Annotated in this window: 18 protein-coding genes; 10 read left to right on the top strand and 8 right to left on the bottom strand. The window is 62.3% G+C overall.

Annotated features, from left to right (window positions below; translation table 11 throughout):
- Nucleotides 1-104: 104 nt before the first annotated feature.
- The 6 genes from RFM40_RS32365 to argE all read right to left on the bottom strand — a co-directional run bounded on the left by RFM40_RS32365 (nucleotide 105) and on the right by argE (nucleotide 6,690).
- Entirely contained in the window at nucleotides 105-1,562 is a 1,458-nt protein-coding gene (locus tag RFM40_RS32365; protein WP_320278974.1) for an NAD-dependent succinate-semialdehyde dehydrogenase, read from the bottom strand.
- A gap of 18 nt (nucleotides 1,563-1,580) precedes the next feature.
- Nucleotides 1,581-2,624: a tartrate dehydrogenase gene (locus RFM40_RS32360; RefSeq protein WP_320225251.1), complete on the bottom strand. Its 1,044-nt coding sequence runs from the start codon at nucleotides 2,622-2,624 to the stop codon at nucleotides 1,581-1,583.
- A 10-nt stretch (nucleotides 2,625-2,634) separates the two neighbouring features.
- A complete protein-coding gene (locus RFM40_RS32355; RefSeq protein WP_320225252.1) occupies nucleotides 2,635-4,098 on the bottom strand; it encodes an aldehyde dehydrogenase family protein in 1,464 nt (487 codons plus the stop codon).
- Between the two features lie 155 nt (nucleotides 4,099-4,253).
- A complete protein-coding gene (locus RFM40_RS32350; protein WP_320225253.1) occupies nucleotides 4,254-4,607 on the bottom strand; it encodes a cupin domain-containing protein in 354 nt (117 codons plus the stop codon).
- A gap of 24 nt (nucleotides 4,608-4,631) precedes the next feature.
- The gene (locus RFM40_RS32345; protein WP_320225254.1) at nucleotides 4,632-5,555 is read right to left on the bottom strand and encodes a 2-hydroxyacid dehydrogenase; all 924 of its coding nucleotides are present in this window, start codon (nucleotides 5,553-5,555) and stop codon (nucleotides 4,632-4,634) included.
- A gap of 10 nt (nucleotides 5,556-5,565) precedes the next feature.
- Nucleotides 5,566-6,690 (bottom strand): acetylornithine deacetylase, encoded by a 1,125-nt coding sequence (gene argE, locus RFM40_RS32340; protein ID WP_320278973.1) that lies wholly within the window; start codon nucleotides 6,688-6,690, stop codon nucleotides 5,566-5,568.
- Between the two features lie 230 nt (nucleotides 6,691-6,920).
- Between argE and RFM40_RS32335 the strand changes: the two genes are divergently transcribed.
- The 3 genes from RFM40_RS32335 to RFM40_RS32325 all read left to right on the top strand — a co-directional run bounded on the left by RFM40_RS32335 (nucleotide 6,921) and on the right by RFM40_RS32325 (nucleotide 11,059).
- Nucleotides 6,921-7,823: a GNAT family N-acetyltransferase gene (locus tag RFM40_RS32335; RefSeq protein ID WP_320225463.1), complete on the top strand. Its 903-nt coding sequence runs from the start codon at nucleotides 6,921-6,923 to the stop codon at nucleotides 7,821-7,823.
- Nucleotides 7,824-8,027: 204 nt separating this feature from the next.
- Complete coding sequence (locus RFM40_RS32330) at nucleotides 8,028-9,563, top strand: FAD-dependent oxidoreductase (protein ID WP_320225256.1); 1,536 nt, start codon at nucleotides 8,028-8,030, stop codon at nucleotides 9,561-9,563.
- Nucleotides 9,564-10,300: 737 nt separating this feature from the next.
- A complete protein-coding gene (locus RFM40_RS32325; RefSeq protein ID WP_320272347.1) occupies nucleotides 10,301-11,059 on the top strand; it encodes a helix-turn-helix transcriptional regulator in 759 nt (252 codons plus the stop codon).
- A 240-nt stretch (nucleotides 11,060-11,299) separates the two neighbouring features.
- On the opposite strand, the gene RFM40_RS32320 is transcribed toward RFM40_RS32325, so the two are convergent.
- Entirely contained in the window at nucleotides 11,300-12,205 is a 906-nt protein-coding gene (locus RFM40_RS32320) for a hypothetical protein (protein WP_320278972.1), read from the bottom strand.
- A gap of 530 nt (nucleotides 12,206-12,735) precedes the next feature.
- On the opposite strand from RFM40_RS32320, the gene RFM40_RS32315 reads away from it, so the two are divergent.
- A complete protein-coding gene (locus RFM40_RS32315) occupies nucleotides 12,736-13,416 on the top strand; it encodes a sugar transferase (protein ID WP_320278971.1) in 681 nt (226 codons plus the stop codon).
- A 119-nt stretch (nucleotides 13,417-13,535) separates the two neighbouring features.
- On the opposite strand, the gene RFM40_RS32310 is transcribed toward RFM40_RS32315, so the two are convergent.
- Nucleotides 13,536-13,781, bottom strand: a complete 246-nt coding sequence (locus RFM40_RS32310; protein WP_320225259.1) for a hypothetical protein — start codon at nucleotides 13,779-13,781, stop codon at nucleotides 13,536-13,538.
- Nucleotides 13,782-14,200: 419 nt separating this feature from the next.
- Between RFM40_RS32310 and RFM40_RS32305 the strand changes: the two genes are divergently transcribed.
- The 6 genes from RFM40_RS32305 to RFM40_RS32280 all read left to right on the top strand — a co-directional run bounded on the left by RFM40_RS32305 (nucleotide 14,201) and on the right by RFM40_RS32280 (nucleotide 19,944).
- The gene (locus RFM40_RS32305; RefSeq protein ID WP_320225260.1) at nucleotides 14,201-15,481 is read left to right on the top strand and encodes an O-antigen ligase family protein; all 1,281 of its coding nucleotides are present in this window, start codon (nucleotides 14,201-14,203) and stop codon (nucleotides 15,479-15,481) included.
- A gap of 66 nt (nucleotides 15,482-15,547) precedes the next feature.
- Complete coding sequence (locus RFM40_RS32300) at nucleotides 15,548-16,381, top strand: P-loop nucleotide/nucleoside kinase family protein (RefSeq protein WP_320225261.1); 834 nt, start codon at nucleotides 15,548-15,550, stop codon at nucleotides 16,379-16,381.
- Nucleotides 16,382-16,389: 8 nt separating this feature from the next.
- On the top strand, nucleotides 16,390-17,391 hold the full coding sequence (locus tag RFM40_RS32295; RefSeq protein ID WP_320225262.1) for a hypothetical protein: 1,002 nt from the start codon (nucleotides 16,390-16,392) through the stop codon (nucleotides 17,389-17,391).
- A gap of 82 nt (nucleotides 17,392-17,473) precedes the next feature.
- The gene (locus tag RFM40_RS32290; protein ID WP_320225263.1) at nucleotides 17,474-18,625 is read left to right on the top strand and encodes a PqqD family peptide modification chaperone; all 1,152 of its coding nucleotides are present in this window, start codon (nucleotides 17,474-17,476) and stop codon (nucleotides 18,623-18,625) included.
- Nucleotides 18,622-19,617 carry a nucleotidyltransferase family protein gene (locus RFM40_RS32285; RefSeq protein WP_320225264.1) on the top strand — a complete coding sequence of 332 codons (996 nt, stop codon included), beginning with the start codon at nucleotides 18,622-18,624 and terminating at the stop codon, nucleotides 19,615-19,617. Before RFM40_RS32290 ends, RFM40_RS32285 begins: the two co-directional genes overlap by 4 nt.
- A gap of 84 nt (nucleotides 19,618-19,701) precedes the next feature.
- Nucleotides 19,702-19,944, top strand: coding sequence for a hypothetical protein (locus tag RFM40_RS32280; RefSeq protein ID WP_126099062.1), 243 nt, complete (start codon nucleotides 19,702-19,704; stop codon nucleotides 19,942-19,944).
- The last annotated feature ends 151 nt before the right edge of the window (nucleotides 19,945-20,095 follow it).

Below are 20,095 nucleotides of genomic sequence, written 5' to 3'. Positions count from 1 at the left end.
TGAGGCATCAGTCCCTCTCTCAGGACTGTCCCTTATATCCTTGTCTCAGTTTTGGGGTGCACTCCACAAGCACTTATTCCCTACTCCCTTACTGCCCTGCTCCCTTACTCGCCTATTCCCATGTGGAAGCTCTTCATCTCGAGATATTCCTCGATGCCGGCCTGCGCGCCCTCTCGCCCGAGGCCCGATTGCTTGACGCCGCCGAAGGGGGCGACCTCCATCGAGACCGAGCCGGTGTTGAGCCCCACCATGCCGAACTCCAGCGCCTCGCCGACGCGCCAGGCGCGTTTCAGGTTCTCGGTGTAGAAATAGGAGGCAAGCCCGTAGGGCGTGCCGTTGGCCAGCGCGATCGCTTCCTCTTCGGTCTCGAAACGGAAAAGCGGCGCGACCGGGCCGAAGGTTTCCTCGCCGGCGAGCTGCATCTCGTTCGTGGCGCCGGTCAGCACCAGCGGCGCGACATACTGCGGACCTTTGGGCAAGGCCGGGCTCTTCGTCACGATCGCGGCGCCCTTGGCGAGCGCGTCCTCGACGTGGCGGTTGATCTTCTCGACCGCCGCCATGTTGATCATCGGGCCGATGGCGACGCCGGGCTGCGTGCCGGGTCCGACCGTCATGGCGTTGACGCGGGCGCTTAGCTTTGCGGCGAAGGTCTCATACACTCCGGCCTGGACGAGGATGCGGTTGGCGCAGACGCAGGTCTGGCCGCCATTGCGGAACTTCGAGGCGAGCGCGCCCTCGACGGCGAGCTCGAGATCGGCATCGTCGAAGACGATGAAGGGCGCGTTGCCGCCGAGCTCGAGGCTGAGCCGCTTGACGCTGTCGGCGGCGCCGCGCATCAGCAGCGAACCGACCCGGGTCGAGCCGGTGAAGGAGATCTTGCGCACGGTCTCGTTCGCCATGATCTCGTTGCCGATCCCGGCCGGCATGCCGGTAACGATGTTGATGACGCCGGCGGGGATTCCCGCCCGCTCGGCGAGCACGCCAAGGGCCAGGGCCGAATAGGGCGTGAACTCGGACGGCTTGATGACCACCGTGCAGCCGGCGGCCAGCGCCGGCGCGACCTTGCGGGTGATCATCGCGTTGGGAAAATTCCACGGCGTGATGATGCCGCACACGCCGACGGGTTCCTTCAGCACGATGATACGGCGGTCGGCCGTGGGCGAAGGAATGGTGTGGCCGTTGATGCGGCGCGCCTCCTCCGCGAACCATTTGACGAAGGAAGCGCCATAGCGGATCTCGCCCTTGGCCTCGTCCAGCGGCTTGCCCTGTTCAGTGGTCAGGATCAGCGCGAGATCGTCCAGATGCGCAAGCATCAGCCCATGCCAGGCCTCCAGCAGGGCAGCGCGTTCGGCGTGGGTCTTCTTCTTCCAATACCGATAGGCGGAAGCCGCGGCATCTATGGCCGCGCGTGTGTCGAGACCGGCCATGTCTGGCACCGTGCCGATCGAGGCTTGTGTCGCCGGATCGACGACATCGACCGTTTTGCCGGAACCGGCCGCGACCCATTTGCCGCCGATCAGGCAGGCTTCGCGGAAGAGGGTTTTTTCTTTCAGGCTTTTCATCGAAAACGACCCCAGCAATCAGTTGAGCGCCGCGACGACGGCGGCGGTGATGGCGTCCGTTCTGTCCTTGCCGGCGATGGTTCCAATGCCCCGAGCGGTCGTCGCTTCGACGGCTTTCATTATGCGGCCGGCTGCGTCCTTTTCGCCGAGATGATCGAGCATCATGGCGCCCGACCAGATGGCGGCAATCGGATTGGCGATGCCGAGATGGGCGATGTCGGGCGCGGAGCCGTGCACCGGCTCGAACATCGACGGCGCCGAGCGGTCCGGATTGATGTTGGCGGAAGCGGCGTAGCCGAGCCCACCCTGGATCGCCGCGCCAATGTCCGTCAGAATGTCGCCGAACAGATTGGAGGCGACGACCACGTCGAGGCTCTCCGGCGCCATGATCATGCGCGCGGCGAGCGCATCGACGTGATAGCTGGTCACCGCGACATCCGGATAATCCGCAGCCAGCTTTCGCGTGACCTCGTCCCAGAAGACCATCGAGTATTTCTGCGCGTTGGACTTGGTGACGGAGGCAAGCTTGCCCCGCCGCACCCGCGCCTGCTCGAAGCCGAAGCGCAGGATGCGCTCGACGCCGGCGCGAGTGAAGATCGAGGTCTCCACCGCGACCTCGTCCAGACTGCCTTGGTGCACGCGCCCGCCGGCGCCGGAATATTCGCCTTCGGTATTCTCGCGGATGCACAGGATATCGAAGCTTTCGGCCCGCAGCGGGCCCTTCACGCCCAGCAGCAGGCGGTGCGGCCGGATGTTGGCGTATTGCACGAACGTCTTGCGGATCGGCAGCAGGAGGCCGTGGAGCGAGACGGAATCCGGCACCTCCGCCGGCCAGCCGACGGCGCCGAGCAGGATGGCGTCGAAGCCGCGCAAGGTCTCGATGCCGTCTTCGGGCATCATGCGGCCGGTTTGCTTGAAGAAGCGGCAAGACCAGGGGAACTCGGTTGCCGTCAGGGCGAAGCCGGAATGTCGGGCCACCGTTTCAAGCACGATCCAGGCTGCGGCGGTCACGTCGCTGCCGATGCCGTCACCGGGGATCAGGGCGATCGAATAGGATTTCATCGGCATCTCTTCAAAGGCTGATCAGGACGCTCTTGGTCCTACGGTTGGCAAGATAAGCCTCGCGGCCGAGGTCCTTGCCGATGCCCGAGCGCTTGTAGCCGCCGGTCGGCAGGATGTGGTCGCGCGAGCGGCTGTAGCGGTTGACCCAGACGGTGCCAGCTTCGAGCTTGCGCGCGAAACGGATCGTGCGGGAGAGGTCACAGGTGAACAGCCCGGATGCCAGCCCGTAGGTCGGATGGCTGGACAGCGTCAGCGCCTCGTCATCGGTTTCGAAGGTCTGGACCGTCAGAACCGGCCCGAAGATCTCCTCGACGATCGCAGGATTGGCCTGGTCGACATTGGCAATCAGCGTCGGCTCGTAGAAATAGCCGGGGTTGTCCATGACGCCGCCGCCGGTGAGGCACTCGCCGCCAGCCTCCACCGCGGCCCGCACGATGCCATCGACACGCGCCCGCTGCCGTTCCGAGATGATCGGCGAATACTGCGTCGCCTCGTCCCAGGTCGGGCCGGGCCGCACCGCCTTCATCCGCTCAAGAATGGCGGCAGTCAGCTTCTCGGCAACGCTCTTTTCGACGATCAGTCGCGTGCCGGCAACGCAGGCTTGGCCGGCGTTGAAGGTGACGCTGCCGGCGATCGCGGTTGCCGCCTTGTCGAGATCGGCATCGGCAAAGACGATCTGCGGGCTCTTGCCGCCGAGCTCCAGTGTCATCGGCTTGACGCCGGTGCGGGCGACGTTCTCCATGATGGCCGCGCCGGCGCGGGTCGAGCCTGTGAAGCTGACCTTGGCGATCGCCGGATGGCCGGTCAGCACCGTGCCGGTCGTCAGGCCGTCGCCCAGTACCACGTTGACGAGCCCGGCCGGCAGACCCGCTCTGACGGCGAGCTGCGCCATGTAGACAGCCGAGAAAGGCGTCATTTCCGAAGGCTTCAGCACGACCGCATTGCCAGCGGCCAGCGCCGGGCCGAGCTTCCAGCCGGCCATCGAGATAGGAAAGTTCCAGGGCGTGATCGCGCCGACCACGCCATAAGGCTCGCTCATGATCATGCCGAGACTGGCGTCGTCAGTCGGAACTAGGTCGCTGCCTTCCTTGTCGGCGAATTCGGCGAAGAAGCGGATCTGCTCGGCGGTGACGGCGATGTCGCCGGCGACGAGCTGGCCGACGGGGCGGGTCGAGCTCAACGCCTCGACCTTGGCGAGCGTTTCGGCTTCCGCTTCGATCAGGTCTGTCCAGGCCTGGAGTGCCCTGGTGCGCTCGCGCGGCCGAACGCCGCCCCAATTGCTCGCCTTCAGCGCCGCCTTGGCGCTCTCCACCGCACGGTCGACCATGTCCGCGCCGGCTATGGGGCAGGCGGTGTATGGCTTGCCGTCCGACGGGCGACACATCTCGATGCGGCCCTCGGCCGAAATCAGTTCCCCGCCAATGAAATGGCCGACGGGGAGGGGAATTTTGTCGGGATCGAAGCTCAGGCTCATTCGACGCTCAAGTTCATGGGGCGATCACTTTCGAGCATTTGCCCGAGCCTAGCGTGTGCTGGCACGCAGCATGCGCTGTTCGCCGATCCGCCGCCGACGAAAGTTGCGTGTCAGCCGCGAGGGACGGCAAAATCTTCCGCGGAGATCGGCGCCTGTCAGCCCACCGTCACGTAGATCTTGCGCACCGTTTCGATGGTTTTCCAAACACCGGTGAAACCGGGCTTCATCACGAAACTGTCGCCGGCGCGGTAGGTCACCGTCTCGCCGGCGTCCGGCGTGATTTGAACCACGCCGGATAGGATATGGCAGAACTCGAAAGTGTCGCCCTTGATCGAGCGCGTCTCGCCCGGCGTCGCCTCCCAGACGCCGGTATGAACGAGGTCCTCCTTGGCGGCGTCCTGCGCCCAGGTCTTGAAGGCGGGATTGCCGGCGATCAGCCGTTCGGGCAGCGCCTTGGATTCGCGCGGCGGGAAGGCGGGGCTGGTATCGACAGTCTTGAGCAGGGACAAGAGCAGGACCTTTCCGGTTGGAGTTCAATAGCCGCGCGACCGGTCGACGAGCCCGATCGGATCGAGCCCGGCGCGATGACGCCTGATGTTGTCGATGACGGCCCGCGCCGCGGTCGCCGGCTGGGTGACGCTGGCGACATGCGGGGTCAGGATGATCTTCGGATGCGACCAGAACGGATGGCCCTTGGGCAACGGTTCGGGATCGGTCACGTCGATCATCGCCGCCGACAGATGACCGCTGTCGAGGGCGGCGACAAGCGCTTCATGGTCGAGCTGCGGTCCCCGGCCGGTGTGGACCAGTGCCGCGTCCCTGGGCAGTTTCGCAAACAAGCCGGCACCGAGAAAACCGTGCGTGTCCTCGGTCAGCGGCAGCAGGCAGACCAGTATGTCGCTGGCCGCGAGCATCTCATCCAGCCCGAGCTCGCCATGATGGCAGGTCACGCCTTCGATCTGCCGCGGCGAGCGGCTCCAGCCGGCAAGCGGAAAGCCGAAGGGCTTCAGCCGGTCGAGGACGGCGTGGCCGAGCTGACCGAGGCCGAGCACGCCGATGCGGCGCGACCCTGCCTGGAGCTGCGGGATGTCGCGCCATTCGCCGGCGCGCTGCTGGGTGAGATAGACCGGCAGATTGCGGTGCAGGGCAAGCGCGGCCAGCGCCACATATTCCTGCATCATGCGCACGATGCCGTCCTCGATCATGCGCACGATCTTCACATGCGCAGGCACCGCGTCGAAGCGGAACTGGTCGACGCCGGCGCCGATGGAAAACAAGATTTCGAGGTTCCTGTAGCGGGCGAGATTTTCCGGCACGGTCCAGGTGATCAGATAGCGCACGGCGTCGGGATCGGCCGCCGCGGAGTCCATGGCGAAGGGGAGGTCGGGCAATTCTTTGGCAAAGGCTTCTGCGAAGACAGCCCCGCGGCGCGCATCGGAGTTGAACAGGAACGTCATTCCGGTGCCCTCAGACCGCGCAGCGCGTGCCCAACGCCTCGATCATCCGCTGGCAGGCGGCGAGTTCGCTGGTGAGGATATATTCGTCCGGTTTGTGGGCGCGGCCGATATCGCCGGGGCCGCAGATGATCGCGTCGATCCCGGCCGCCTGATAGAGCCCGGCTTCGGTGCCGTAGCTGACGGCGGCGAGTGGCGCCTCGCCGGTCAGCTCGCGCAGCAATGCCGCCAGTGTCGCGTCTTGCGGCAGCGACAGTGCCGGATAGGCGCTCATTGGCGTGCACTCAACCTGAAAGCCCTCGGCTACAAGGGACTCGGCCCTCGCGTTGACAGGCGCGAGCAGGCTGGCCGGGTCGACGCCGGGTATGGCGCGCGCCTCCAGGTCCAGCATGCAGGTGTCAGGAATGATGTTGACCGATTGTCCTCCTGCGATCACGCCCGCCTGCAGCGAGGAGTAGGGCGGCTCGAAGGAGGAGTCGAACGGACCCTGGCTCAGCCGCTCCGCTTCGCTGACGGCCGAACTCAGCACATCGGCCATGGCATGGACGGCGTTGAGCCCGAGATCCGGCCGCGAGGAATGGCCGGAACGGCCCTTGATGGTCACACGGGCAGCCGCCTTGCCCTTGTGGCCGCGCACGGCGCGCATGCCACTCGGCTCACCGACGATGACGCCGAGCGGCTTGGCGCAAAGCTCGGGAAGGCGGGCGATCAGATGCGGCGCGCCGCGGCACCCGATCTCCTCATCATAGGAGAAGGCGAGGTGGATCGGTCTGGCGAGGTGCAGGCCGGCAAGGTGCGGCACAGCCGCGAGCGTAGCGGCAAGAAACCCCTTCATGTCCGTGGTGCCGCGCCCGTAGAGCCGCTCGCCGTCGCGGCGCAGCGCGAAGGGAGAAGAGCTCCATTGCGGCTCGCCGGCGGGGACGACGTCCATGTGGCCGGACAGGATATAGCCCGGAACATCGGCGGGGCCGATCGTTGCGAAAAGATTGGAACGGTCGCCTTCCGGCCCCGGAAGCAGGGTGACCTGCGTTCCGTGTTCCGCAAGATAGGCCTCGATCCAGCCGGCGATGTCACCGTTCGGCTTGCCAGCGACGGATGGAAAGGCGACGAGACGGTCGAGAATGTCGAAGACGTCCATTCCTGCCCTCAAGGCATCTAAGGTTCGCCGGAATCTGGCCGCCGGCCTTATGCTTGCATTTCGGAAAGGATGTGCGCTTTCTTTCGCGATTGCGTGCCGAAAGCGGAAGTGTTTCAGTTGAATCTTGCGTTGGCGCACGGCTTTCGAGCAAATCGTATCGGTCTGGTTGTTTAGCGTTGGCAGGGCGGGAGCGGCCATTGCGTGCACCCGTCAGGCAATCTTTCAGAGGCATGAAATTGAAGCCGTCCGGAAGCTTGAAAATCGATACCTTCTCGATGCGCATCGGCGACATTGATGGCATCGATCTCAACCGGTTGCACGCGCACTCCTTGTCCGTGGGATGGCCGCATCGAGCCGAAGACTGGCAGTTCCTGCGCGAATGCGGGCACGGGTTCGTGGCGCTCGATGATATCGGCCGCGTTCTCGGCTCGGCCATGTGGTTCCCACATGGCGCCGATTTCGCGACGGTCGGAATGGTCATCACCTCGCCGAGACTGCAGACGCTGGGGGCGGGGCAGTGGCTGATGAAGCGGGTCTTCGACAAGGTCGCCGGGCGTGACCTGCGTCTCAACGCAACCCGGGCGGCAAGGCGGCTTTATCTTTCGCTGGATTTCCAGCCGGAGAAGACCGTCTACCAATGCCAGGGAGTTGTCCATGCGATCGGATCGGCCGGCATGGGCAAGGCGCATGGCGAGGTGCGGCAATTGCGTGCGGAGCACCTGCAAGCGATCATCCCACTCGACGCCGGCAGTTTCGGGGTGCGTAGGGAAGCACTTGTCCAAAAACTGTTCGATCAATCCGTCGGCTACGGGCTCTTCGACGATGGCCGGCTCAAGGCCTTTGCCCTGTGCCGGCCGTTCGGCCGCGGCCACGTCATCGGCCCGGTGGTGGCGCAGCGGGATGCCGATGCCATCGCGGTTGTCCGGCCGCACGTGGCTGAGCATTCGGGCGGCTTCCTGCGGGTCGATACCCACATGGAGAGCGGCGAGTTCGCCGCATTTCTGTCGCACAGCGGAATGCCTGTCTTCGACACGGTGCTGACCATGTCTATGGGCAAGCGCCTCGCCGATTATTCCGTCGGCGGCGCAACCACACCGATAACCTATGCCCTTGCCAGTCAAACTCTCGGGTAGTTCAGTAGAGCGCGATCTGCACGGCGAACGCGAGCAGTCCGGTTCCTTTCAATGAGATTTGCACCCGACTGCCGATTAAAATTCGTTTGCAGGATGTCCCCAATGGCGAGAAACTACCGTTGAATTCCGAGCCTATATTAAGGAATTCCCGCTTCTCGACCCCAAAAAGGCGCTTCCGACCCTGGATCGCCGCGGGAGAAGGCAATGGCCCAGGACCAAGGCAAGTCGACCGGACCGGATCTGATTCAGGGCATCGCGCTTGCGGACCTTCCTGATGGCGGCAAGCTGGCCGGCCGATGTGGCGACGATCAGGTGCTGCTGGTGCGCCGCGGAACCGACGTGTTCGCGGTCAGTGCGACATGCACGCATTACGGCGGGCCGCTCGTCGACGGCCTTGTCGCGGATGATACCGTCCGCTGTCCCTGGCACCATGCCTGCTTCGATCTGCGGACGGGCGAAGCCTTGCGCGCCCCTGCACTCAATCCTCTCGCCTGCCGGGCGGTCGAACAGCGGGACGGCCGCATATTCGTCGGCGAGAAACTGAAGCGGACGGATCCGAAACCGCGCTCCGGAGGCTCCGGCCAGGTGCCTGAGAAAATCGTCATCATAGGCGGCGGCGCGGCGGGGTTCGCCGCGGCCGAAATGCTGCGGCGGGAGCGGTTCCAAGGCAGCATCGTCATGCTCAGCAACGACCAATCGGCGCCCGTCGACCGGCCAAACCTCTCCAAGGACTACCTCGCCGGAAAAGCCCCGGAGGATTGGATCCCGCTCCGCGGGGAAAAATTCTATTCCAAGAACAACATCGACCTGCGGCTCAACACGGAAGCCATGCATGTCGACGCCCGTGCGCGGCAGATCATTCTCGCGGATGGGGGCAGGATTCCCTATGACAAGCTGCTGCTTGCGACTGGGGCAGAACCTGTTCACCCGGCCGTGCTAGGCGCCGACCAGCCGCATGTCCGCACGTTGCGTTCATTCGCGGACTGCAAGGAGATCATCGCGCGAGCCGCCACCGCACGTAGAGCGGTCGTGCTCGGCGCCAGTTTCATCGGGCTCGAGGTTGCCGCTTCTTTGCGTGCGCGCGCTATCGACGTCCATGTCGTGGCGCCGGAGAAGCGGCCCATGGAGCGGATCCTGGGTCCGCAGATGGGCGACTTCATCCGTGCCCTGCATGAAGAGCACGGTGTCGTGTTCCATCTGGAGCAAACCGTAAGCAGCATCGAGGGCGGGACGGTAAGACTCAGCGGCGGCAGTACTCTGGCAGCGGATATCGTCGTCGCCGGCATTGGTGTGCGGCCGCGCACCGGGCTTGCAGAGAAAGCAGGGCTGGTCGTTGACCGCGGCGTCGCCGTTGACGCTTTCCTGGAAACGAGCGGGCCAGGGATTTTCGCTGCCGGCGACATCGCGCGGTGGCCCGATCCCCACGGCGGGGAGAATATCCGGGTCGAACATTGGGTAGTTGCTGAAAGACAGGGGCAGGCCGCGGCGCTCAATATGCTCGGACATCGCGAGAAGTTCGTTGCTGTCCCGTTTTTCTGGAGTCAGCATTACGACGTCCCGATCAACTATGTCGGTCATGCCGAACGATGGGACGAGATCGCGGTCGAGGGCGACATCGCCACCAGGGACTGCCTGCTGCGTTTCAAGAGGGGAGGGCGCACGCTGGCTGCCGCCTCGATCTTCCGGGATGTCGAGAGCCTGGAAGCGGAACTGGCCATGGAGCGCACAGTGCCTGTCTAAAGCGCATCACGCCGAAAACGGTTTCAGGCGACGCGCTTCAGGCCTTTGTTTTGATGCATTTCGTTCTCCCAAAATCGCTGCATACTTTTTTGGGCGACATGTATCGGCAGAGGCTGGCACCACGATTGAGCGCATGAAAGTCTGATCGCGCCTCAGAGGCAGGCTATCAGCCGAAAGGCGGTCGGTGTGCCGGAGGTCCGATCGTAGCGAGCTATCCGCCCGCCGGTGCACCCCGCCGTTTGCTCTGCAACGGCGTACGGCCAAAAAGAAACCTCGACTGCAGAGGTTGGGTGGGGGGCACTGACAGCCGAGGTCAATAAGTTTTCAAAAATTGTGGCTCCATTTCCCCCAAATCGCAAGATTACGCCCTCGGCTCGTGGCGATCTCGCGTTCGCCTTTTTGGTGTTTCCTTATGCATGAACAACTGCAGATTGTAATCCTTTCGGACATATTAGCCACCTAAGATATAATTACCAAATTGTTAACCGGGATTAATGCGCATTTTCCACAGCATCGTAGTATGCCTCTCAGGCTGAGTTACCTCAATGGAGCGGGGGTGCCATACGTCCGGACGTTGCGATGGCGTATGCTCTACTCCCAGAATCCCCAGTCAACATTTAGGCAGCCTGCCACACGGTAGACGAGCGTATCAGTTCATGCCTTCGACATGGCTTTGCGAGGGAGCAAATACAAAAAGGGAGAAAGCAAGGTCGGCGGCGGAGAGGAGTAAAAAGGCGATGGGACATCCTCAGATTTCCGATTTTTGGAGCGACGCAACAGGACCGGTACCAAATGGGCATCTGCCGAGCGCTACCGGCCTTAACAGGTCCGATGCTGAAGAAGGACAGCCAAGCGAAGGCCTGGTTGTAATTGTCGACAAGCGGGCACTTGAGCGCGAATGCCTTGCTCGTGGCCTTATCGAACACAATCCCGCTTTGCGCGTCAGCGCGGTAGGATCGCTTGACGAGATCCAGCGTAGTGACGGCGAGGCGGAGCCATCCGCGATCCTCGTCATCCTGGGGGCCAGAAAGGTTACCGATCAAAGCGTTCGGGCAGAGCTCGTGCATTTCATCGGCGAGGTCGGCGCGGTACCTGTAATTGTCGTGGTGGATTCCGATGAGCCGGGGGAAATCCTGGCGGCTCTTGAATGCGGCGCCCGAGGCTACATTCCCACAAGTGTGAAGGTGAAGGTCGCCGCCGAGGCCATCGGCCTGGCTCGCGCCGGAGGCATCTTTGTGCCCGCCAGCTGCGTGCTGGCGCTTCGCGAGATCATCCATTCGACAGCAAACGGCGCCCGCCCGCTTACCGGCATGTTCACCACACGCGAGGCCGCGGTTGTGGAGGCGCTGAGGAAAGGCAAGGCGAACAAGATAATTGCCTACGAGCTCAATCTCTGCGAGAGCACCGTCAAGGTCCATATCCGCAACATCATGAAGAAACTGAAGGCTACGAACCGCACGGAGGTAGCCTACAAGCTCAGACAGATGATGCTTTGAAGCCCCTCGGCCGGTCTCTGCCTAAAGCGCGTCGCGTTGAAACCGATTCAGCGACGCGCCTTAAGTCTTTGTTTTGATGCATGGGCGACATGCATTAGGCGGACCGGCAGTACGACTGCTGGGCAACCGCCATTGTCCAGGATCGGGGCTGCGGATTTCTTCGATGTCGCAGTTCCGATCCGAGAATCAGGAAGTCGGACGTCCGCTCGGCCTTCGAGAATGGGTAGCTCCGGCGACTGTTCAGGCACGTTTCCGGCCAACCGTCTCGGGTCCTGCCTTCACCAGAAATCCAACGCTGTCTTCGCCCAACTCGGCGTTGCGGTATGCGGCTTCGGCGGCTTTCAGCCCTCCCGTCTGTCTGCGGATTACAGGAGCGGCTCCGAGCACGTCGAGCGGCAGGCCTAGCTGACCGCGGGCGGGCCGCTTCGGCGGCCAAATCCCGAGACCGAAATAGCTGGCGGCCGAGCGATCGATCCCGCCGCTGAACTGCACCAGCAGCGCGTGGCGTGAGTTTCTGGCAATGCGGCCGAGGCAGTTGATGTCCATTGGTGGCTTGTCGGAAGGTCGCATCGCGACGACGATCACATCCCATGCGTCGTCGCTCAGGAGCGCCGGGTGCGAAAAAACGCTTACCCTCGCCCCGCCTTCGCGCAGCATATGCTCGAGGAACGGCGCACAAGGCGTGTCGCAGACGATGGCGACCCTCGCGTCACGCTGATCGACGCCGGCATCACCAAGAAAGGCGTAGCACAGCCGCGCGAATTCCGGCAGCAGGTCTATGGCCGGATGGCCGAGATTGGGAGCCGCAACTTTGATGCCGGCCTCGTCGCAGGCGTCGAAGTCGACAGCGCCTGGCCAAAGCTCCCAAGGTTCAGCCATTAGCGAAACAACCGCACGGGAGGGCAAGAGTTCGATAAGCGATCTCGAAATCGGCGCGACCTGCGGACAGTTCGTGAGGACGTCCACGTCCTGCCATTTGCGGCTGTCGATGCGGTGTGTGACTTCCACGCGCGCGGAGACCTTGGCGTATTTGCTGAATGCCAATGTCGAGTCTGCGGCCGCCGCCAAGTTCGGATGTCTGGCGGATGTGCGGGCGAGCGCAATGACGCGGTTCGCATTGGCGAGCGCCGCGGCTGTCGCGGTCACCGCATGGTATCCTGTCGAAGCGCCAACGACCACAGTGAGGCCGGAGAGATCGAGATCGAGCAGGGCTATTTGCTTGCGCACGATAGCCAATGCTTCCGCATGGTCGATCTCGGCAGCATGACGAGCAAGCGGCCTTGCAGGGAAATCACGGGGTGAAGGCTTCGGGCTGGGCGCCACGTTGCGCGGTCTCCACTGTCAGATAGGCTCACATTCCTGACGCGGAACAAAGTTGTCCTGCCGGATCTCGTCCGGACGCGATGCGCTCGCTTTTCATGCATTGCGTCGGCGGACGCCTTTTGCGGGACTGCGTCGCTCCCGCAATACAGCCGAACCCGCCCGAACTGCTACTGCAGAAAACGATACGTCGTTTGATCAGAAGGCTTATTGCCATCATGCCCGCAAGGCGCGGATCAGGCGAACGGGTAACCAGTGCCTGGTGCGGCGCTACCTCCTTTGCGGTTCTTGCCGAGGATGACCAGCCGCTGTGAAATTGGGAGCGGAAAACCAGCCGCGTTCGTTGGCGAAAACTCATGACAATCAGCGCATTTGACATGAACCCCCGCAGGCCCGGCATCCGGGTCGGCCAAAACCGTCGCCCGCTTGGGGGGCGGTCCAAGAGGATGATGGACTTGACGGTCGCACTGATCGCGCTTGTCCTTGCCACCCCGGTGATGTTGGCGATTACCCTCCTGATATTGGTGACCGACGGCGCGCCGGCGATATTCTCCCACACCCGGGTAGGCTTCAACGGCAAGCGTTTCGCTTGCTACAAGTTCAGGACCATGGTCGCCAATGCCGATCAGGTTCTTGCCGACTATATTGCGAACAATCCCGAAGCCGCCAAGGAGTGGGAGCAGAACTGGAAATTCAAGAACGACCCGCGCATCACATTCCTGGGGCACATTCTCAGGAAATCAAGCCTCGATGAGTTGCCTCAGCTCATCAACGTGCTGCGCGGCGACATGAGTTGTGTCGGCCCTCGGCCAGTCGTTCCCGACGAACTACAACGTTACGGCGCCTGCGCGATCGACTATCTTCGAACCCGGCCGGGGCTGACCGGCCTCTGGCAGGTGACGGGCAGGGACGCAATCGACTATCCCAGCCGCGTCTCCATCGACAGCGGTTATGTGCGAAACTGGTCCATATGGGTCGATGTCGTCATTCTTGCGCGGACCATTTTCGCCGTGATGAAATTCGACCATGCGTCCTGATCGAGCGGATCGCAAATTCTTCTTCATGCATGTCCTTGCCGCAGAGACCGCAGCATCTTGCGGCACTCAGAGGCGCATGGGACCTGCACCGGCGGCGACGGAGATGGCAGCCGCGGCCGTCATTGCTCGGGGGGCATCCGACGCCACATGACGCCGAGGAGGAGGCCGAGCAGGTAGGCGCACTGCAGCGTGACAAGGAGAAGCAGGATCGAAAGCAGGCGATGCCAATCGAACAAACTGCCAATACCGCCTGCAACGGCGCCGACCACGACAGTCGCCGCGGTCGCGACGATGAGCGCAGGCGCACGAACGCGCAATCCCAGCAAAATGCCGATCGCGCCGACAGCGACAAGGCCCCAAAACACGGCGATCTCCTTATAATGTGGAAGACTCAAAAGTGTGCCGTGTCCCAAGTCTCCCACATCTGCGAATCCGTACCAACGCTCAATCTCGGCGCACTGCCTGACGGCCTCAACCAGGTGGCGGGAAATCGCTGCATCTCCGCCGCTTGCACAACCGCTTGCACAAAAGGCGTAGGACACCTTCTCCGAATGACGCGTTTTCGCTCATTTCCTTGTCCAGGCGCTCAGCCTAGGCTGCTTATGGAGCTGCTTATGGAATAGTACGCGGAACATTCACCCGCCGTGCGGCAGCATGTCTGGATTGTTCCTCGGAAGGAAATGCTGAGCCTCTGTTCTCGGCGTTGCTAATCAGGACAAAAGGACGCCAAGTAAGGCCGGGTCGGGCAGTTGCTGCACGGCGCTTTCAGCGTGAAATCCCATCTATGCTGCAGGCATCCATCCTTTTGCTTATCGTGTCGATATGGTTCCCCGGCGCCACGCGGATCGCCGGGACGGATGGCTCGCTTTCCTTTTTGCTGGCCCTGTTCTGCGCCCTGGTAAGTATCGTTCCCTATGCCGAAGCGACAAAACGCCTTCACCGAACCGAAGCGGGCTTGGCGATTGCCGTGCTGACGATGTCTGCTTTCATCATGGTTCTGTCCCTGCTGTCGGCGCTTCATGCAGACAATCCGATCAGGACCATGCGCGCGGTCTTCGCGCAGGTGTTTGGTTTCGCCATTATTCCGACGATTGCGGTGATCGCCGCGAGGCCCAGGGGTTTCGAGGCAATCGACAGGATCGGGATGGCGATGGTCATCATGGTTGCTGCAACATCCTGCCTCGTCGCCATCGGGCTGGGCGATGCTCGGTTCGCCGACCGGGCGGAGGGCTATTTCAAGCACGCAAACCAACTCGGAATTGCCTTGTCGGCCGGTCTGCCGCTTGTCGCTGCGAAGCTGGTCGCTTCTCGAAGGCACAGGATTCTCCTCTCAGGCTGCCTTCTGGCGGGGCTTTTGGGCTTGGTGAAATCGGGCTCAAAGACAAACTTCGTCCTTGGCGTTGCAGGTCTCGGCACGTTCTTCGGGCTATACAGCGTCTATCTGGTGATAAGGAGGCAGCGCCCAGTAACAGTGATCGCCGGGACCGTTGCGGCTCCGATATTGTTCCAGTTGAGCTTGGCGACATTGCAGTTCCTCAATCCGCGGGCTTACAGGCTGCTGTCACTTCAGCTTTCCGGAGGTGAGGCGCATTCGATCGTGTCGCGGCAGAAACTGTGGTCCATATCGATCGATCTCGGCCTGTCGCATCCGTTCATGGGAGTGGGGGCAGGCCAGTGGGTGGGCGACATCGCTCCGCATAGCCACAACCTGTTCATCGACGCCTTCAGAACGCTGGGAGTGCCCGGCCTAGCGTTGGTATCGGTTATCGTTGTGCTGGTCGTGGCCTATCTGATCAGCTCCGTTCTTCACACATTGGTGGACAGCGGGAAGGGCGAGCAAGCGACCGAAGTGAACGTGATGGTGCTCGGAACGTCGGTCGCCGTGTGGAATTACCTCGTAGCAAACCAGATGAGCGATTCCTTCGGTCCATCAACCTCGGCTTTCTTCTGGTTGCCGCTGGCTTTGCTCATGGTCTACCGCGGCATGCAGCGATCGCTGCAGAGCGGGCTCGACCAGAAGCCAGAGTTGCATGCCGGGACCGGATCTCAACTATTCCAGCATTGAAGAAAAGAGGAAGAGCCTCTTCCTGGTTCTTTGATCTTCAAGAGTCAACCTTAGCGCTTTAGCCCAATGACCTCGCACGCGGTTCGCGACCTGGCGGCAAGACTTCCGCCAAGCGTCGAAACGCGGGCGCTTCAAACAGACATCCGATTTGTGGAATTCTTCGGTCTGCCCGGGGTCGGAAAGACAACCGCCTCCAGTCTGTTGGCGAACGGTTTGCGACGTTGCGGCCCGCTGGTCGGCGACGTGCGAATGGCGTGGGGGACAAGAACTTTCATCAGCCGGCAGATCTACAGGGTCGGCATTGTCGCCCCAAGAATCAAGGATCGTGAGTTTCGCTCGCTGCTGATGCGAATAGCCCGCTTCGTCCTCGAAAGCGGACAGTCATCGATTGCCGATGCAGTCAGGGTGATCTGGAACATGTGGGTTCTGGTTGCCTTTGTTCAGAGCGAGAGGCCAAGACAAAACACCATCGTTATTATGGATCAGGGATTGCTGCAGGGCTTCTGGTCCATATTTTTGAAGAGCAAGCGCCGGGCAACCTCCGAGAAGTGGGTTGATATCCTGTCTGACATTGGCGTCGATGACATGCTTTTCGTTCATCTTCGCGCCGAGACCGGCGTGGCACGGGATCGACTTCTGAAGAGGGGCGATCAATCCTCGCGAATGCAAAGGGTGTCTCCCGGCCGCGACCTCGATCTCTGGTCGGCGGCGGATCGAACTTGCCGTGAGCTGACGGCCGATCTTGAGAAGGAAATGGGAACGGAAGATCACGTCGGCGTATTGGCGTCAGTCGACGTGGAAAGACTGGCGTCGCCCGAAGACGTGGCTGAAAGTGCGCTGGAGACGGTGCTTTTGGCCTGTCTGGAACGACATCGGCCATGTGATTCTGCTGATCGATGAGCATGGGGATGGATCGCCGCTCGTTCATGGGCCTTGCCGGTTTGTATCCCGTGTGCGCCCTGCTGCCGGGCTCGTGCCAAGCGGAAGGACAAACGCCGAGCGGCAAGCAACTCGTTCTGACGGGTGACTACGGCTACGAGCAACAATCGATTCGGAATCTCGAAGCCGGAACGACGGTTGACGCCCGCAACGCTTCCTTCACAGTCGCCAACAGCAGGAACAGCGATCCCAGCGCGACGATGGGCTGCGACGACGGTACGTTGCCGGTCAATCGCTATCCAGTCGTCATCCGCAACTGCCCCGGCGTCCGCTTCGTCGGAGGGCGCTTCGACGGTCAGGTGCCGCTGACCTCCGACTGGCGGGATACTTACTGCAACAGCGCGGCCGTGCTTGTCAGGGACGGAACCGCCAATGCGACAATAGAAGGCGTCCGTGTGCGCCGCTGCTGGGACGGCATTCGTTTCGCCGAGCGGGCCGACGGCTTTCGCCTAAAGGGATGCTGGCTCAGCGAAGTCAGGGATGATGCGGTGGAGAACGACTATCTCCTCAGCGGCATCGTCGAAGATTGCCTGTTCGACGGATGTTTTTCCGGGATCAGCGTGGATCCTGCGTCACACGAGCGGGACGGAACACGGGAGACCGTGCGGATCGACCGAACCCTGATCCGCATGCATGCCTTTCTCTCCAAGGGCGAGATCACACATCAAGCGCCGGTCAAGGCTGTCGATCAGTCACCCAGGTTGAGGATCACGGGATCGGTTTTCGCGCTGACTTCGGCAAACATGCGTGGCTTGCGTCGTCTCGAAAGAACGTGGCGGCTGATGGTTGAAAGTCGCGACAACGCTTTGCTGTGGCTGCCCGACGAACCAGTCCCGTTCAAATTTCCGCTGCCGCCGTCCGGGTTCCAGGTGCTGACAGGCGCCGATGCCCGCGGATACTGGAACAAGGCGTATCGCCAGTGGGTCGCGGCGCATCGGGACGTGGCGCGGTTCTCCGACGAGGCGCTGTGAGAAGTGGCGCCGGCAGCAAGCCGCCGCCAGCTTTGCAAACGACAGCTTGGACCGTCACCGTATGGTAGACGAGAGGAAGGCGATGAAACAGGACAAGGCGGTCGATGAAACCATGTCGCCAGCTTTCGCCGATCACGCTGCGCGGTTCGTCACCCAAGGGCGATTGGTCCGCGTCAGGGGGCAAAACATCTTGTTCAGCCCATCCCAGCGAGCGATTTTCGCCGTCAACGATACTGCTGCCGACATCTGGCGCTCCCTTGAGGAAGGCACATCGCCGCAGGCCATCTCGATCGAGATGGCCCGCAGCGGCGTCGATAGGCTTGAGGCAAACAGGCATGTCGAGGCAGCACTTTGGGATTGGCAGCGGCTGAGCCTGATACGGCCGCGCGCGCCGTTGTCTCCATCATCGGCTCAAGAACCTGTGAGCCAGGTGGTCGCCGTTGCGGGCCTTACCATGCGCATCGTCTATCCGGCCGCTTGCGCCTTTCCCGCCGTCTCCGTATTTCGCCATCTCGAGGTCCGAACAGAGACTGCCGACGTTCTGCTCCAGGTGGTTGAGCACGAGGGACGGGTCCACCTGTTCCGGGACGGCGACTGGATCCTGTCTTGTTCGCGCGATGAATTGCCCGTCATGCTGAAAGGGCAATTGCTGACCGAGGTTCTCGATCACGGCGCCTACGAACTTGCCCTGCACGCGGCTGCGCTGGTCGGCAATGAACGCCTCGTGCTTCTTTGCGGCAATCCCGGCGCGGGCAAGACAACGCTGACCTTGGCGCTGGTTCATGCAGGGTTCGGCTTCGTATCCGATGATGTGACGCTGCTGGACTCCAAGGGGCATGGCGTGGGGCTTCCGTTTGCCCCCGCGGTCAAGGCGGGAGCATGGCCGCTTGTGGCCGAATATTACCCCGATATCGAGGCTGTTCCGGTCTGTCGCCGCCCGGACCGCAGGCGCGTTCGGTTTGCCGTGCCGGGGCAATTCGTGCCGCCTTCTCCCGCGCCCATCGGCAGTGTGATCCAGCTTCGTCGAGGTCGAGACGCGAAAGCTTGCCTGGAACCGGTCGACCCGGCCAGCGCATTGCGCGTCCTGCTCAACGGCGCGTCTGCACCCGGCCGAGAACTGAGTGGCGCCGCATTCGACGTGCTGACCCAACTCATCGGATCGGCGCAGACCTACCGCCTGACCTATTCAAAGCTCGATGATGCAATAGAGCTGATCGCGAAAGCCTGCCGATGATGCGCGGGGCCAACGCGCTTGAGGCCTTGGTTGCCGGGCTTCGCGGCTGTCCGGCCGATACAGCCGACTGGCGCGAAGTGATTGCCCTGGCCAATCGCACCTTGCTCACGCCGGACTTGTTCTCGTCGCTGTTGCGGGCCGGCCAGATCAGTCGGCTCCCGCGGGACGTACGCAAGTATCTTCGGTTCGTTCACGGCTGCAATCGGGAACGAAATCTGCGCTTGCGAGCCCAACTGCGTGAAGCCGTCGCGGCCCTCAACCGCCGCGGCATCGTTCCGCTCCTGCTCAAGGGGGCCGTTCCCCTGTTCCTTGCCCCGACCGGTCGGGTTCCCAGCAGGATGACTAGTGACCTCGATCTAGCCGTGGAACCGGCCGAAGAGACGATCGCGCGAGCCTGCCTTGAGGAGCTCGGCTACGTCGAGATAGCGGGTGCTCGAGGCATGCTCCGGCAGCAGGACGCCGGAATGCTGGAGCTCAGGCCGAGCAGGGGCAACGGCTTTGAGCCGCCCAAGCTCGTCCGGCGAAACGGTCTGCGGGTGAATATTCCGTCTGTCCGGTCCCGCGCCCTGCACTGGATCGTGCACGACCTGCTTAAGGAGGGGGACTACTGGCGCGGAAGGATTGATCTGCGGCACCTTCATGATCTGGCGCGATTGGCGGAAAGCGAGGACCTGGACTGGACGGCGCTGCAGGCATCAATGGCGGATCGAGGCGCCCGCAATGCGCTCGATACCCAGCTCCTCGCCCTGCAGCATTTCTTCGGAACCAACATTCCGGCGAAATGCGCACAGCGCCCGATGATCCGTTTCCAGCACTGGAGGCGCGTGTTCACGGCGACCCACCCGATCATCGGCGCTCCGTTGCGCCTGGTCGGCAATTTGATGTGGGGCACATGGCGGTTTTCACAAGCCGATGATTTGGCACGGCGTGGCTCGACCGATCTTGCGCGGCGCATCGCTCGTACGCTCTTGAACCCCAGAACGAAAATCTAAGCCTTTTGGTGAACTAGTACCTCCGTCCCGGGATGCATAGAGTAAAGTCCGTGAAATCTTGAAACGCTTGTGGGGAGATTTGACATGCCAACCGAAAGCACAAAACGCCCGGAACGGAAACCGGAAACGCTGGTTTCAGAATCTCAGGCGCGCCGGGACTTTCTGAAGAAGGCGGGGCGTTTTGCGGCGGTGACCCCGCCGGCGATAACGCTTCTGCTCGGCACGAGCCTGAACTCGAAGGCGATTGCCCAGTCGGGCGGATCACGCCCCGGCAATGGGTGGGGAGACACGAACCATATTCATCTTGGCCCTCCCGGCCAATCGTAAGCCTCTTCGACCGGCATGATCGCTGAAAACAGCGTTTTGAGGTCATAGGGTTTTAGAGCAGTTCACCGTTTCAGGGAAACGGCGGACTGCTCTAATTATTTGGTTCTATTTGAAAGCCCGGATCGCTTGCAGCACGCCAGGGTGCCGCAAG

It is taken from the genome of Mesorhizobium captivum, from assembly GCF_033977165.1.
GTDB lineage: Bacteria > Pseudomonadota > Alphaproteobacteria > Rhizobiales > Rhizobiaceae > Mesorhizobium > Mesorhizobium captivum.
Note: the sequence above shows the minus strand (reverse complement) of the source record. Positions and strands in the feature narration are given on the sequence as shown.

Excerpts from the sequence above, each read along its gene's own strand:
- RFM40_RS32280 (WP_126099062.1), top strand. The coding sequence starts at position 19,702 with ATGCCAACCGAAAGCACAAAACGCCCGGAACGGAAACCGGAAACGCTG.
- RFM40_RS32285 (WP_320225264.1), top strand. The coding sequence starts at position 18,622 with ATGATGCGCGGGGCCAACGCGCTTGAGGCCTTGGTTGCCGGGCTTCGC.
- RFM40_RS32365 (WP_320278974.1), bottom strand. The coding sequence starts at position 1,562 with ATGAAAAGCCTGAAAGAAAAAACCCTCTTCCGCGAAGCCTGCCTGATC.
- RFM40_RS32305 (WP_320225260.1), top strand. The coding sequence starts at position 14,201 with ATGCTGCAGGCATCCATCCTTTTGCTTATCGTGTCGATATGGTTCCCC.
- RFM40_RS32330 (WP_320225256.1), top strand. The coding sequence starts at position 8,028 with ATGGCCCAGGACCAAGGCAAGTCGACCGGACCGGATCTGATTCAGGGC.
- RFM40_RS32295 (WP_320225262.1), top strand. The coding sequence starts at position 16,390 with ATGGATCGCCGCTCGTTCATGGGCCTTGCCGGTTTGTATCCCGTGTGC.
- RFM40_RS32315 (WP_320278971.1), top strand. The coding sequence starts at position 12,736 with ATGACAATCAGCGCATTTGACATGAACCCCCGCAGGCCCGGCATCCGG.
- RFM40_RS32360 (WP_320225251.1), bottom strand. The coding sequence starts at position 2,624 with ATGAAATCCTATTCGATCGCCCTGATCCCCGGTGACGGCATCGGCAGC.
- argE (WP_320278973.1), bottom strand. The coding sequence starts at position 6,690 with ATGGACGTCTTCGACATTCTCGACCGTCTCGTCGCCTTTCCATCCGTC.
- RFM40_RS32290 (WP_320225263.1), top strand. The coding sequence starts at position 17,474 with ATGAAACAGGACAAGGCGGTCGATGAAACCATGTCGCCAGCTTTCGCC.
- RFM40_RS32335 (WP_320225463.1), top strand. The coding sequence starts at position 6,921 with ATGAAATTGAAGCCGTCCGGAAGCTTGAAAATCGATACCTTCTCGATG.
- RFM40_RS32345 (WP_320225254.1), bottom strand. The coding sequence starts at position 5,555 with ATGACGTTCCTGTTCAACTCCGATGCGCGCCGCGGGGCTGTCTTCGCA.
- RFM40_RS32355 (WP_320225252.1), bottom strand. The coding sequence starts at position 4,098 with ATGAGCCTGAGCTTCGATCCCGACAAAATTCCCCTCCCCGTCGGCCAT.
- RFM40_RS32300 (WP_320225261.1), top strand. The coding sequence starts at position 15,548 with ATGACCTCGCACGCGGTTCGCGACCTGGCGGCAAGACTTCCGCCAAGC.
- RFM40_RS32325 (WP_320272347.1), top strand. The coding sequence starts at position 10,301 with ATGGGACATCCTCAGATTTCCGATTTTTGGAGCGACGCAACAGGACCG.